Source organism: Luteimonas sp. GW821-FHT14E02 (assembly GCF_058803905.1).
Window position 1 is genome coordinate 461,066 of sequence record NZ_JBXAPK010000002.1, and the last position, 12,992, is coordinate 474,057.

Annotated in this window: 10 protein-coding genes; 4 read left to right on the top strand and 6 right to left on the bottom strand. The window is 65.6% G+C overall.

The window, feature by feature from the left end; genetic code table 11:
- Positions 1-24 precede the first annotated feature (24 nt).
- Together AC1RNP_RS05095 and AC1RNP_RS05100 are read left to right on the top strand one after the other, a co-directional pair.
- A complete protein-coding gene (locus AC1RNP_RS05095; protein ID WP_493050162.1) occupies positions 25-189 on the top strand; it encodes a hypothetical protein in 165 nt (54 codons plus the stop codon).
- An 85-nt stretch (positions 190-274) separates the two neighbouring features.
- A complete protein-coding gene (locus AC1RNP_RS05100) occupies positions 275-1,846 on the top strand; it encodes an asparagine synthase-related protein (protein WP_493050163.1) in 1,572 nt (523 codons plus the stop codon).
- Positions 1,847-1,878: 32 nt separating this feature from the next.
- On the opposite strand, the gene AC1RNP_RS05105 is transcribed toward AC1RNP_RS05100, so the two are convergent.
- Genes AC1RNP_RS05105 through AC1RNP_RS05115 form a run of 3 tightly spaced genes read right to left on the bottom strand, consistent with a single transcriptional unit; the run spans position 1,879 to position 6,328 of the window.
- Positions 1,879-2,619 (bottom strand): phosphoadenylyl-sulfate reductase, encoded by a 741-nt coding sequence (locus AC1RNP_RS05105; RefSeq protein ID WP_493050164.1) that lies wholly within the window; start codon positions 2,617-2,619, stop codon positions 1,879-1,881.
- Positions 2,616-4,400, bottom strand: coding sequence for an assimilatory sulfite reductase (NADPH) hemoprotein subunit (gene cysI, locus AC1RNP_RS05110; protein WP_493050165.1), 1,785 nt, complete (start codon positions 4,398-4,400; stop codon positions 2,616-2,618). The genes AC1RNP_RS05105 and cysI overlap by 4 nt, the downstream gene beginning before the upstream one ends.
- Positions 4,400-6,328, bottom strand: coding sequence for an assimilatory sulfite reductase (NADPH) flavoprotein subunit (locus tag AC1RNP_RS05115; protein WP_493050166.1), 1,929 nt, complete (start codon positions 6,326-6,328; stop codon positions 4,400-4,402). Before AC1RNP_RS05115 ends, cysI begins: the two co-directional genes overlap by 1 nt.
- Positions 6,329-6,487: 159 nt before the next feature.
- On the opposite strand from AC1RNP_RS05115, the gene cysD reads away from it, so the two are divergent.
- On the top strand, positions 6,488-7,429 hold the full coding sequence (gene cysD, locus AC1RNP_RS05120) for a sulfate adenylyltransferase subunit CysD (RefSeq protein ID WP_493050167.1): 942 nt from the start codon (positions 6,488-6,490) through the stop codon (positions 7,427-7,429).
- Position 7,430: 1 nt separating this feature from the next.
- Positions 7,431-9,323: an adenylyl-sulfate kinase gene (cysC, locus tag AC1RNP_RS05125; RefSeq protein ID WP_493050168.1), complete on the top strand. Its 1,893-nt coding sequence runs from the start codon at positions 7,431-7,433 to the stop codon at positions 9,321-9,323.
- Between the two features lie 552 nt (positions 9,324-9,875).
- On the opposite strand, the gene AC1RNP_RS05130 is transcribed toward cysC, so the two are convergent.
- The 3 genes from AC1RNP_RS05130 to AC1RNP_RS05140 form a co-directional block, all read right to left on the bottom strand.
- The gene (locus AC1RNP_RS05130) at positions 9,876-10,778 is read right to left on the bottom strand and encodes a PhzF family phenazine biosynthesis protein (RefSeq protein WP_493050169.1); all 903 of its coding nucleotides are present in this window, start codon (positions 10,776-10,778) and stop codon (positions 9,876-9,878) included.
- 184 nt (positions 10,779-10,962) lie between these two features.
- Positions 10,963-11,214, bottom strand: a complete 252-nt coding sequence (locus AC1RNP_RS05135) for a GlsB/YeaQ/YmgE family stress response membrane protein (RefSeq protein ID WP_493050170.1) — start codon at positions 11,212-11,214, stop codon at positions 10,963-10,965.
- 252 nt (positions 11,215-11,466) lie between these two features.
- Entirely contained in the window at positions 11,467-12,975 is a 1,509-nt protein-coding gene (locus AC1RNP_RS05140; protein ID WP_493050171.1) for a M20 family metallopeptidase, read from the bottom strand.
- Between the last annotated feature and the right edge of the window lie 17 nt (positions 12,976-12,992).

Below are 12,992 nucleotides of genomic sequence, written 5' to 3' on the forward strand. Positions count from 1 at the left end.
CTATGAGATGACAGGAGTGTTGTCATGGAACTGCTGAAAGTTCAGCTGCAAGAGAAATCGAACGAGATCAATCCGTTCGGGGTGCAAATCGACGCACCGATGCCCAAGGACGCGATTACCGAGGCACTGCTCGCCAAGCCCATTGGCTTTCCTGAAGATGCTCGCGGCTACTACAGCCAGGGGGGCTGAGTCCGCGTTGTTCGGTTGAACGTCGCATTCGCGACATGGCGCCGCCCTTCTTCAGGGCGGCGCTTCTCTTTGCAGGAAGCATCCGATGCTCAAGGCCGATATCGCGCTGTCCGATCTTGCGAACGATCCGACATGGCGAGGTGGTTGCATTGCTCTGGGACAAAGCAGGATCGACCCTTATTCGCATCCGGCACTCGAAACGTTGCTGATTCGTACCGATGGCCAGTGGTTCGCCGTCGTGCGGGAGCGGATGGCGGGCAGCGATACTCGTGAGCCGATCACGATCGAAACCGTCGATGCCGAGCGGTTCCATCAGCTATACCAGGCGTGCCTGTTGTGGCCACTCGATTATGTGCTGATCGAGGTGGCTCAAGCCGGATGTCGGCTGCGGGCGAGAGCCGGCGTATTGGGTTCCGCGCCGGTCTACTGTCGAGCCACGAACGAGCGCTTGACGATGTCCTGGGATCTCGCGGACTTCTTCACAACACCTTTGGCGATCGATGTCGAAGTCGCGAGCCATCATCTGGCATTGCAGACGTTCTATTCGGCACGCCAGCTGTTCGTCGGTGTCTTCTTGCTGACGGAGCGGGCATCGTTCTACGTGGAGCCGGGCAAGGCGCGCTACCAGTATCCCGCGGCGGCGGAGGTGGCTTCGCCCGCATCTTCGCCGACCGGCGACGGCGGATTGACCGCGTTCGGAGAATTGCTGCATCGCGCGGTCGCGATGCGGCCCGCGACCGCCGGCCGGATGGCGACAGAACTGAGCGGCGGCATGGACTCGGCCACTGTGGCCAGCGCCTTGACGTCGATGCATGGGCCGGTTGCAAGCCTGGGCATTCTGCTGGACGGCGATCTGGGACGCAGTCAGATCGAACGCCGGCGGAAGATCGCGGCCCGGCTGGGTTTGCTCGACGATACCGTGGAGATCGCCGCATTTCCGCCGACGCTCGATCTACGGCCGGGGATTCGCACCGAATACCCGCATCCGGAGTTCTATCTGGAAGCGTTCGAGGCCTTGTGGCGATCGGCGCGAGCGCGCGGCTGCGACATGTTGTTCACCGGCCTGGGCGGAGACGAACTATTTCCAGTGTATCCCGGTGAAACGCAGGGAGATGGCCAAGCCGCTCCTGGGGCGGTCACGGAGGCCAGAAGCTATGCTTTTCAGCTTCTGACGCCGCGCGCGCAGAGTGTTGCTCGGTTCTTGCGCGCATTCGATGCGCCGACCAGCCCGGTGACGGTATCGGGGTTGCTCGCTGGCGTCTGTCAGGCGCCGCATTTGCTCCGACATGGCCTGTGGCCGGTCAATCCGCTCGGTGCTCCGGATCTGGTGGCGTTTTGCCATCGGCTTCCGAAGGAATCGAGACACGGCCGTGCGGTCATGCGACGGTATCTGCATCACCAACTGGGCGAAGAAATCTTCCCTGCCGGTTACGTGAAGGAGACCTTCGCGAAAGTCCTGTCCGATCTGATCTCGCAACAGGCGAACACCATTGCCATGCAATTGCAGGAATGCGTGCTGGCCGATCTGGGGCTGGTCGATCAGCGGGTCGTGCTTGCATTGCTGGACGAGGTGTCGACAGCCAGGGCGAAAGCGGCGATGGCGCCACTGGCCAATTTCCTCTGGCTCGAGCGGCTGGCGCGGCAGGCTGCCGGCTGATTCCGCATTCGTGGATCAGAAGATCACTGGATTCAGGCCGCGACGCTGGCCCCGTCGTCGAAATGCAGCCCGCATTCGCGCTTGAGCCCGAAGAAGCGCGTGTCTTCCTCGCGCATGCCTGGTTCCAGCGGTCGCGTGGTGTGGATGTCGCCGATCGAGACATAGCCCTGATGCCAGAGCGGGTGATAGGGCAAGTTATGCGCCTGCAGGTAATTCCAGACGTCGCGATCGCTCCAGTCGGCGATCGGGTGCAGTTTCCAGCGGCCGTCGCGCAGTTCGAGGAAGTCGATGGCCTTGCGCGTGCTGGACTGCCCACGGCGCAGGCCGGCGATCCAGGTGCGCACGTTCAACTCGCGCAGCGCGCGCTGCATCGGCTCCACCTTGCGCAGGCGGTTGTAGCGGGTGATGCCGTCGACACCTTCTTCCCAGATCCTGCCATGCCGTGCTTCCATCCAGGCGATGCCGATCTGCGGGCGGTAGACCTTCAGGTTGAGGGCGAGCTGGTCGCTCAGCTGGTCGATGAAACGGTAGGTTTCCGGGAACAGATAGCCGGTGTCGATCACGATCACCGGGATATCGGGTTTCTGCTGCGTCACCAGGTGCAGCGAGACCGCCGCCTGCGCTCCGAAGCTGGACGAGAGCGCGTGTTCGCCGGCGGTGTTTTCCAGCGCCCAGGCCACGCGCTCCTCGGCGCTGCGCTCGCCCAACCATCGGTTGAGTTCGGCCAGCGACTGGGTCGATTCGGCGGCGGTGATGGGATCGGGCGGACTCATGCCAGTACCTCTACGGGGATTCCGTTGCGTGTGTCTTTGTCGGGGATGGAAACGATGGCGCTGCGGACCAGGAAGTCGCCGAAGCCTTCGTCGAAGTGTTTCTCGCGCGCGTAGTCGCGGATCAGTGGATCGAGCGCGTCGAGGATCTCGGGCTCGGCGATGTTCTCGCGATACAGCGTGTTGAGCCGCTGGCCGCGATGATCGGCGCCGAGCATCAGGTTGTAGCGGCCGGGCGCCTTGCCGACCAGGGCGATTTCGCCGAGATAGGGGCGCGAGCAGCCGTTCGGGCAACCGCTGATGCGCAGGTGGATCGGCGCGCCGGGGATGCCGTGGCGAGCAAGCAAGGCTTCAACCTTGCCGACGATGTCGGGCAGATAGCGTTCGGCTTCGGCCATCGCCAGTCCGCACGTGGGCATTGCCACGCAGGCGAGCGCATTGCGGCGCAGCGGATTGGCACGGCGCCAGGAATCGAGTTCGTATTCCGTCGTCAGCGCGTCGATGCGTTCGCGCAGGTCGGGCGTGATGTTGGCGATGACGAGGTTCTGGTTCGCCGTCAGACGGAAGTGCGCCTGCTGTGCGTCGGGCGCGGCTGTGTTGGCGGCTTCGAGGATCTGCGCGATCCGGCGCAGGCCGCTCAGATGCCGCACTGCTTCGCCGAGATCATCGAGCGCGCCATCGACGATGCGCCCTGCGGGGATCCGCAGGGTCAGGTGGGAGCGACCGTCTTCGCCGGTACTCCAGCCAAAACGGTCGCCGTTGTGGGCGAAGCCGAACGGACGCGCAGGAAGGAGAGGGAAACCTGCACGCCGTTCGACTTCGGATCGGAACCAGTCGAGACCGTGGTCGTCGATGGTGTATTTGAGACGGGCGCGCTTGCGGACTTCACGATTGCCGAAATCGCGCTGTGCGGTGACCACGGCCGTGGCGACGGCGGTGACCTGGTCGGGAGTGACGAAGCCGATCACGCTGCCGAGGCGCGGATATGTTTCCGGATCGCCATGCGTGGCGCCCATGCCGCCGCCGACGGTGACGTTGTAGCCGACGAGTGCGTCGGCTTCGCCGGCTGAATTTTCATCGACAGAATTTTTATCGAAGAGCGCGATGAAGCCGAGATCCTGCGCGAACACGTCGACGTCGTTGGTCGGCGGGATGGCGAAGCCGATCTTGAACTTGCGCGGCAGATAGCGCTCGCCGTAGATCGGCTCGTCCTCGCTGCCGCTGCTGGCGACGCGTTCCTCGTCCAGCCAGATTTCGTAGTAGGCGCGGGTGTTCGGCAGCAGGTGCTCGGACAGCGCGGCGGCCTGCGCGTACACCGTCGCATGCGCGGCGGAAAGGTGCGGATTAGCAGCGACGGCGACGTTGCGGTTGACGTCGCCGCAGGCGGCCAGGGTGTCGATGAGAGCGGCGTTGATCGCCTGCATCGTCGCCTTGAGTTCGGTCTTGATCACGCCGTGGAACTGGAACGCCTGCCGTGTGGTGATACGCAGGCCGCGCTCGGCGAACGTGGTGGCGATGGCATCGAGCTTCAGCCACTGCGAGGGCGTGACCACGCCGCCGGGCGTGCGCGTGCGGATCATGAAGCTGTAGGCCGGCTCCAGCTTGGCGAGGCGGCGCTCGTCGCGGATGTCGCGGTCGTCCTGCTGGTAGCTGCCGTGGTACTTGATCAGGGTCTGATCGTCCTCGCGCAGGCTGCCGGTGACCGGGTCGGCCAGGCTCTGCAGCAACGAGCCGCGCAGTCGCGCGCTTTGTTGCTTGATGTCTTCGACGGAGTGCGCGCTCATCAGTACACGTCCCGGGCATAGCGGCCCTGGCGCTGCAGGTTGTCGAGGTATTCGGCCGCCGCGTCGCGGTCGCCGGGCTTGTGTTCGGCGACGATGTCGAGCAATGCGCCGTGCACGTCCTTGCCCATGGCGATGGCGCCGCAGACGTACAGGTGCGCGCCATTCTGCAGCCAGTCGTAAAGGTCCTCGCCGCGTTCGCGGATGCGGTCCTGCACGTAGACCTTGTGCGAATCCTTCGCAAGAGCCCGGCCATCCATGGCCTGACTTCTCAATACATCGCGCGAGAAGGCGAGGTCGATGCGATCGAGTTCGCCGGATTTCAGCGCGCGCTGCCATTCCAGCTGGTAGAGGAAATCGCTGCGGAAATGCGGGTTGCCGAAGAACAGCCAGTTCCGGCCGGGGGCGCCGGCTGTCATCGGGCGTGTCGCCGCGCGCTCCTGCACGAAGGCGCGGAACGGCGCCACGCCGGTGCCGGGGCCGATCATGATCACGTCACGCGAAGCGTCCGCCGGCAGGCGGAAGCGCTCGTTGGTTTCGATGTAGACCGGCAGACGCTCGCCTTCGCCGCGGGTGGCGAGGTAATGCGACGCCGCGCCCCAACGGAGCATGCCATCTTGGGCACCGCTGTCGTATTCGACGTGCGCGATGGTGAGATGCACCTCGTCGCCGACGGCCTTGCGGCTGGAGGCGATCGAATACAGCCGCGGCGTCAGCGGCCGCAGCGCGGCGACCAAAGCTTCGGCCGACCAGTCGGCGGGATGGCGTTGCAGCAGGTCGATGACCTGACGATTGGCGAGCCACTCGCCCAGCACCACATTGCCGGGCTGCAGGATCGATTGCAGTTCGGCGTCGCCGCCGCGTTCGGCCTGGGCAGCGATGAAGGGCCGGGCGAGCTTGGTGAGTTCACGTTTGCTCGCCAGCCATTCGCGCAATGGGAGGGTGGTATCGCCTTGCGCGACGGCCTGTTCGCCGTCGAGTTTGAGCGTCGCCAGGATCGCATCGACCAGCGCGTCGGGGTTGCGCGGCCACAGGCCGAGCGCGTCGCCGGGCTCGTAGTGCAGGCCGGAGTCTTCCAGCGACAGTTCGATGTGGCGGATGTCCTTGGGCGACGCCGCTTTGCCGCGCGCCAGCGTGATGCGCTGGTTGGCGATCAGCTCGGCCGAGAACGGATGATCGCGGTCGTGGGTTGCCGCCGATGCGGCGATCTGCGGGCGCAGCGGCGTCACCGTCGCCAGCGGCTTTGCCGTATGCGAATCCTTCGCAAGAGCCCGACCATCCATGGCCGGACTTTCCAATTTTTTGGCCGCGGACACGGCCTGCGTGCGCCAGGGGATCGCGACGGTGTCGATGTCGAGATCGGCCTCGCCGCGCGGCAGCAGGCGCTGCGCGCCCAGTTCGGTCAGGCGCTCGTCCAGCCGTTGACCGATCGCGCAGAACTGCGGATAGCTGGAGTCGCCGAGGCCGAGCACGGCGTAATGCAGGTGCTCCAGGCGGGGCGCGCGCTTGCCGGTCAGGAATTCGAACAGTTCGCGGGCATCGTCCGGCGGATCTCCGTCGCCCTGGGTGCTGATGACCAGGTACAGGTGACGTTCGGTTTTCAGCTCACGCACCGGATAGGCATCGGCGCGCAGCAGGCGGACGGCGAGGCCGGCGCCTTCCACTTCCAGCGCCAGCTGCTCGGCGACGCGCTTGGCATTGCCGGTCTGGCTGCCGTAGACGATGGTCAGCCGCCCTGCCGTCGCGGCATCGGGGCGCACGGCAACGGCAGGAGCGGACTGGGCGGAAGCCGGCCGCGAGGTCGCCAATCCCGCCGCGTAGCCCGACAGCCACCATAGCCCGGGGGCGTCGAGCGCGCGGGTCAGCTTGGCGATCGTGTCCGCCTGTTCTTCGGACAAGGGCGGGGCGGGCAGGGGATTGGGCGATGGCATCGCGAGCGGCCGTTGTTCCGGTCACGGAGTTGGGACGACACTAGGCGCACCGGCGGCGATGCGGAAAGGAAGCTGAGTTATTCGGTTATGCCCCGCAGTCATTTACGGAGGGCGAGGGGGCCCTGGGTACAATTTCGAACAACCGTGCGACCCGAGCCGATGACCGTTTCCCTTGCAACCAACCCAATCGAGCCAATCGACCGTCCCCGCGACGAACTCGGCTGCCTCGAAGCCGAAAGCATCCACATCCTGCGCGAGGTGGCCGCGGAGAGCCGCAAGCCCGTGCTGCTGTATTCGATCGGCAAGGACAGTTCGGTGTTGTTGCATCTGCTGCTGAAGGCATTCGCGCCGGCCGTGCCGCCGATTCCGCTGCTGCACGTGGACACCACCTGGAAGTTCCGCGAGATGATCGCCTTCCGCGACCAGCGCGCGTCCGAAACCGGCATCGAGTTGCGCGTGCACATCAATCCCGATGGCGTGCGCGACGGTGTCGGCCCGCAGAGCCATGGCGCCAGCGTGCACACCGAGATCATGAAGACGCAGGCGTTGAAGCAGGCGCTGGAAGCGGGCGGCTACGACGCCGCGATCGGCGGCGCACGCCGCGACGAGGAAAAATCGCGCGCCAAGGAGCGCATCTTCTCGTTCCGCGACGCGCAGCAGCGCTGGGATCCGCGCCGGCAGCGTCCCGAGTTGTGGCAGCTGTACAACGGCCGCGTCGGCAAGGGCGAGAGCGTGCGCGTGTTCCCGCTCTCGAACTGGACCGAACTCGACGTGTGGCGCTACATCCGCCGCGAAAACATTCCCGTCGTGCCGCTGTACTTCGCCGCCGAACGCCCGACCGTGCAACGTGACGGCGCCCTGATCGTGGTCGACGACGAACGCTTCCGCCTGGAAGCCGGCGAAACCCCGCAGCTGCGCCGCGTGCGTTTCCGCACCCTCGGCTGCTATCCGCTGACCGGCGCGGTGGAGTCGGATGCCACCGATCTGGACGCCGTGATCGCCGAAATGGAAACCAGTGCGCAATCCGAGCGCGCCGGCCGCCTCATCGACCACGCCGACGGCGATACGATGGAGAAGAAAAAGCGCGAGGGGTACTTCTGAGATGGTGGCCGTCCCACGCATCCACGCGGAAGCCGGGCATGAGGAAGCCAAGCCGGCGCGAGCCGGGCGCGACATCCTGCGCATCGTCGCCTGCGGCAGCGTCGACGACGGCAAGAGCACGCTGATCGGCCGATTGCTGGCCGAAGCCGGCCGTCTTTCCGACGACGAACGCGTCGCACTCACGCGCGCCAGCGCCAGCCACGGCACGCGCGGCGGCGAACTCGATTACGCATTGCTCCTGGATGGCCTCGAAGCCGAGCGCGAGCAGGGCATCACCATCGATGTCGCCTGGCGCCATCTGCAGACAGCGCGCCGCCGTTACCTGATCGCCGACTGCCCCGGCCACGTGCAATACACGCGCAACATGGCGACCGGCGCATCGGTCGCCGATCTGGCCATCGTCCTCGTCGACGCTGGCAAGGGATTGCTGCCGCAAACGTTCCAGCACACCGCGATCGCGGCGCTGTTCGGCGTGCGCCACATCCTGCTGGCGGTGAACAAGCTCGATCGCGACGGCTACAATCGCGCGCTTTTCGACGAGATCGCCGATGCCTATCGCGCGCATGCCGCGCAGCTTGGCATCACGGACGTCGTCGCCATTCCGCTCGCCGCGGCGACGGGCGAGAACGTGACCGCGCGTTCGGCGAATTTCTCCTGGTACGCGGGGCCGACGGTGCTGGAGCACCTCGACAACGTCGAGATCGAGAATCGCGAGGCCGCGTTGCCGGCGCGTCTGCCGGTGCAAGCGGTGCTGCGCGGTGCCAATGGGGCGCGCTGGCTGGCCGGCACGCTCGTCTCGGGCATTCTGCATGCCGGCGATACGCTGCGCGTGGAGCCGGCGGGCGTGGTTGCCACCGTCGCGGAGATCACCCGTTCCGGCGATACCACCGACGTCGCATACGGCGGCGACGCCATCGCCGTGCGGTTGCTCGAGGACGTCGATGCCGGACGCGGCGACGTGCTGGCGATCGCGCAGGCGCCGCTGGCGGCCAGCGATCAGTTCGCCGCCGACGTGCTGTGGTTCGATCAGGCCGCGCTGTTGCCCGGCCGGCGCTATCAACTCAAGCTCGGTGCGCGCAGCGTCGGCGCGCGCGTGAGCGAGCTCAAGCACAAGCTCGATCCGGAAAGCCTGCAGCCGCTGGCCGCGAAACGCCTGGAGTTCAATGATATCGGCGAGATCACGCTGTCGCTGGATGCGCCGGTCGCTTTCGCGCCTTACGCGCAGGAACGCGCGCTCGGCGGCTTCGTGCTGATCGATCCGCTCACGCGTGCCACGGTCGGTTGCGGCATGATCCGTCACGGCCTGCGCCGTGCCGACAACATCCACTGGCAGGCGCTCAGCGTCGATCGCAGGGCACGCGCCGCGCTGAAGGGGCAGCATCCGCGCTGCGTCTGGTTCACTGGCTTGTCCGGCGCGGGCAAATCGACGATCGCCAACCTGGTCGAGGCGGGATTGCTCGCGCGCGGCTTTCACACCTATCTGCTCGACGGCGACAACGTGCGCCATGGTTTGAATCGCGACCTCGGCTTCACCGACGAGGATCGCGTCGAGAACCTGCGCCGCGTGTCGGAAGTGGCCAAGCTGATGACCGATGCCGGCCTGATCGTGCTGGTCAGCTTCATCTCGCCGTTCCGCGCCGAACGCGAGGCTTCGCGCGCGCTGTTTGCCGCGGGTGATTTCATCGAAGTCTTCGTCGATACGCCGCTCGCCGAAGCCGAGCGCCGTGACGTCAAGGGGCTCTATGCCAAGGCGCGGCGCGGTGAACTGCCGAATTTCACCGGCATTGATTCGCCCTACGAGCCGCCGGAGAACGCTGAGATCGTGCTCGACACGCTATCGCATACCTCCGAAGCGCTGGCGCAGCGAGTCATCGCGAAAGTGCTGGACGAGTAGGGCGTGTCCGACGGTTCTATCTGAAGCACGATGGCGCGATCGTGTCCGGCCGCGCCATCGTGATGCGTCAACGTTTTTCTGTCAGCGGCTCAAGGATCTTCCGCAGGCGGATTCGGTATCGGGCCCGGAGGGTGCGATGGACCGGATGGGCCAGGCGGCGAGGGGTCCGCCGGAATGCAATCGTCCGGCGGCAACTGCCCAGTCCCATCGTCCGCTGGCGGAAGGCAAATTTCCTGGGCGGATGCGTTGCCCGCGCCAAAGCCGAGAACGCCGAATTGCATTGCGCCCAACAACACCAGTGTTGCGACCTTGCTCATCGATATATCCCCTGAGGGTTCCTGATCCATGGAAACTCCGGGATGCCCGGAGCTTTCCGCTTATGTCGAATGCGGCGCCAACCGGCCCCCATCCGGTCCTGGCAGCCTATCGACTTCCGCCGGGCGTCAATGTGATCGCCGCCGCGTCAACGCGGCATCGGTATCGATCGCGGTCGGGATTGTGATCGGGATCAACTGCGACAGATCGCTCGCGTGAGAACGGCGAGCACGAACATCAAAGCAGGGCTTCGCCACGCAACATCGGCACGCAATGACCCGCGACGGTCGCGCGGATGCCGTCCGCCGCGCGCGACGCCGTTGCATGGAGCAGGCTCGGACGCCCCATTTCCACGCCTTGCATGATCTCGAAACGGCGTGCGTCATCGTTCGAGTGCGACAACAGCAATGCGGCGAGCGCCGTGTTCGCGCTGCCCGTCGCGGCATCCTCGATCGTGCCGGCCTCGGGCGCGAACATGCGCGCGCGCAGGTGAACGGATTCGCCTTCCACCCGATCGTGCGCATAGAGATGCAGCGAAAAGCGGCCGTTCAATTCCGTTCGTTCCACGCATACTTTGTGAAACGCTTCCAGGTTTGGCTTGGCGCGCTTGAGCGCATCGGGCGTGACCTCGGCGATGACGTACCAGGTGCCGACCGAAGCATGGATCGGACGGTGCATCGTCAGCACGATGTCGGCGGTCTCGAGACCGGCGCACGTCGCGATCGTTTCGACAGGGAATTCCACGCCGGTCGATAGCGGCTGTGGCGCGGAGATCAGGCTTCCGGTCACTTCGCCGGCGGCATCGTGCTCGATGTTCACCCGCACGACACCTGCCGGCACTTCAAACAGCAGGGTGCCGTCGCCACCGCGTCCCTCGCGCGCGAGCACGTAGCCCGTGCCGACCATGGGATGTCCGGCGAACGGCATCTCCGCGGTGCGATGGAAGATGCGGACGCGCGCCGTGTGCGCGGGATTCTCGGGCGGAAACACGAATGTCGTTTCGCTGAGATTGAACTCCGCCGCGAGCGATTGCATCTCGGCATCCGACAGGCCGCGCGCATCCGGAAACACCGCGAGCGGATTGCCGCCGAAGCGCTGATCGGTAAAGACGTCCACGGTGACGAAGCGATAGGCGGGCATGGGGGATGGCCTTGAGAGCGAAATTGGAACGTCAGCGAAATCAAAAAATGCGGAGCCGACGCGATCGGCAATATCGCATGCCAGGCTGCAAATCGTCCTGTGATGCGGACGGAACGATGCCGTCCAAAAAAGAAACCGCGCATCGGGCGCGGTTTCTTTTTTGGCTGTGACGGCCGAAGCCGGGTCAGCTCTTCTTCTTGCGGAGCATCTCGTAGAGGAAGAGCAGCACGATCGCCGCGACGATGGCGATCACCCACACCAGGAACCGGCTGGTCACGCCGAGCATGCCCGATAGGTATCCGCCGACGACCGCGCCCGCGATGCCCAGCAGGATGGTCAGGATCCAGCCCATCGGATCGGCGCCAGGTTTGAAGAACCGGGCCAGGATGCCGATCACCGCACCGCCGATGATGTAACCCAAGATGCCGTTGAACATGTTGCCGCGCTCCCGCGATTGGATGGCGGCGGCACTGTAGCAGACGGGCCTAGGATTGGAACGGAGTTCGCAGTTTCGGCCGAGATCGATTCAGGATTCATGGCGACACCTGACAAGTCCATCCCGTGCTTGTTGGGTGTTTGCGAGTTCGGACGGAGCCCGTATTCGCGACCGCTGGCTCAAGCACTTGCGTGCTTGAGCCGCGCGTGCGCCGTCCACGGCGCGCGACAACGCCGACTTGGCAGCGTTGCCTCAGCAGCAGCCGTGATCCCCATGACGATCACCACTGTCCGCAGCCACGGCCGAGCCGGTGGTCTCACCGCGCACGCTGGCGGCATGGTGCGCCGCGATCACCTTCGCCACGCTGGCGGTGACGCGCTTGCCCATCGGGATATGCAGGAATTCGTTCGGGCCATGCGCGTTGGAATGCGGGCCGAGCACACCGGTGATCATGAACTGCGCGCCGGGGAACTTCTCGCCGAGCATGCCCATGAACGGAATCGAGCCGCCTTCGCCCATGTACATCGCGGGACGGTTGTAGAACGCCTGGCTGGCATCGTCGATGGCGTGCTCCAGCCACGTTGCCATCGCCGGCGCGTTCCAGCCGGTGGCCGCCTTTTCCAGATCGAGCGTGACCTTGGCGCCGTTGGGCGGGTCGCGCAGCAGGGTTTCCTGCAGCAGTTCGCCAGCGCGCTTGCCGTCGACGGTGGGCGGCAGGCGCAGCGACAGTTTCACCGAGGTATGCGGACGCAGCACGTTGCCGGCGGAGGCCAGCGGCGGAATGCCATCCACGCCGGTGATCGACAGCGCCGGGCGCCAGGTGCGATTGAGCACGAGTTCGGTCAGATCGTCCGCCATGGGGGTCATGCCGGGCAGGAACGGGAATTTGTCGTAGATCGCGGTGCCCAGCACTTCGGCGACGCGCTTGGCCTGCGTCAGCCGGTCGGCGGGGATGTCGGCGAACAGGCCTTCAATGAGGATGCGGCCGGTGTTCTCGTCCTCGATACGCGAGAGCAGCTGGCGCAGCAGGCGGAAGCTCGAAGGCACCACCCCCGAGGCATCGCCGGAGTGCACGCCTTCGCCGAGTACCTTCACCGTCAGGTTGCCGCCGGCCAGCCCGCGCAGCGAGGTCGTGCACCAGAGCTGGTCGTAGTTGCCGCAGCCCGAATCCAGGCACACCACCAGCGAGGGCTTGCCGATGCGGTCGGCCAGATGGTCGACGTAGGCCGGCAGGTCGTAGCTGCCGGATTCCTCGCAGGCCTCGATCAGCACCACGCAGCGCGCATGCGGCGCGCCTTGCTCCTTCAGCGCCTGGATCGCGGCGAGCGAGCCGAAGATCGCGTAGCCGTCGTCGGCGCCACCGCGGCCGAACAGCTTGTCGCCGCGCAGTACGGGTTTCCAGGGGCCGAGGTCGTCGTCCCAGCCGGTCATCTCCGGCTGCTTGTCGAGATGGCCGTAGAGCAGCACGCAGTCCTCGCCCGTTTCCGGTCCGGACGCCGGAATGTCGAGGAAGATCAGCGGTGTGCGGCCCTCCAGGCGTACCACTTCCACCGTCATCCCGGGAACCGCCTGCGCCTTCGCCCAGGATTCCATCAGCCGGACGGCGTCGTCCATGTAGCCGTGCTGGACCCAGTCGGTGTCGAACATCGGCGACTTGTTGGGGATGCGGATGTATTCGACCAGTTGCGGAACGATATCGTCGTCCCATTTTTCCGAGACGAAGCGCTCAATGCGGGCTGGCTCGAACTGGCTGTCGTCCATGGGAAAAACCTCACTGC

What these genes read in the sequence shown, in the direction of transcription:
- AC1RNP_RS05095 (WP_493050162.1), top strand. Translation starts at nt 25, where the DNA reads ATGGAACTGCTGAAAGTTCAGCTGCAAGAGAAATCGAACGAGATCAAT.
- AC1RNP_RS05100 (WP_493050163.1), top strand. Translation starts at nt 275, where the DNA reads ATGCTCAAGGCCGATATCGCGCTGTCCGATCTTGCGAACGATCCGACA.
- AC1RNP_RS05105 (WP_493050164.1), bottom strand. Translation starts at nt 2,619, where the DNA reads ATGAGTCCGCCCGATCCCATCACCGCCGCCGAATCGACCCAGTCGCTG.
- cysI (WP_493050165.1), bottom strand. Translation starts at nt 4,400, where the DNA reads ATGAGCGCGCACTCCGTCGAAGACATCAAGCAACAAAGCGCGCGACTG.
- AC1RNP_RS05115 (WP_493050166.1), bottom strand. Translation starts at nt 6,328, where the DNA reads ATGCCATCGCCCAATCCCCTGCCCGCCCCGCCCTTGTCCGAAGAACAG.
- cysD (WP_493050167.1), top strand. Translation starts at nt 6,488, where the DNA reads ATGACCGTTTCCCTTGCAACCAACCCAATCGAGCCAATCGACCGTCCC.
- cysC (WP_493050168.1), top strand. Translation starts at nt 7,431, where the DNA reads ATGGTGGCCGTCCCACGCATCCACGCGGAAGCCGGGCATGAGGAAGCC.
- AC1RNP_RS05130 (WP_493050169.1), bottom strand. Translation starts at nt 10,778, where the DNA reads ATGCCCGCCTATCGCTTCGTCACCGTGGACGTCTTTACCGATCAGCGC.
- AC1RNP_RS05135 (WP_493050170.1), bottom strand. Translation starts at nt 11,214, where the DNA reads ATGTTCAACGGCATCTTGGGTTACATCATCGGCGGTGCGGTGATCGGC.
- AC1RNP_RS05140 (WP_493050171.1), bottom strand. Translation starts at nt 12,975, where the DNA reads ATGGACGACAGCCAGTTCGAGCCAGCCCGCATTGAGCGCTTCGTCTCG.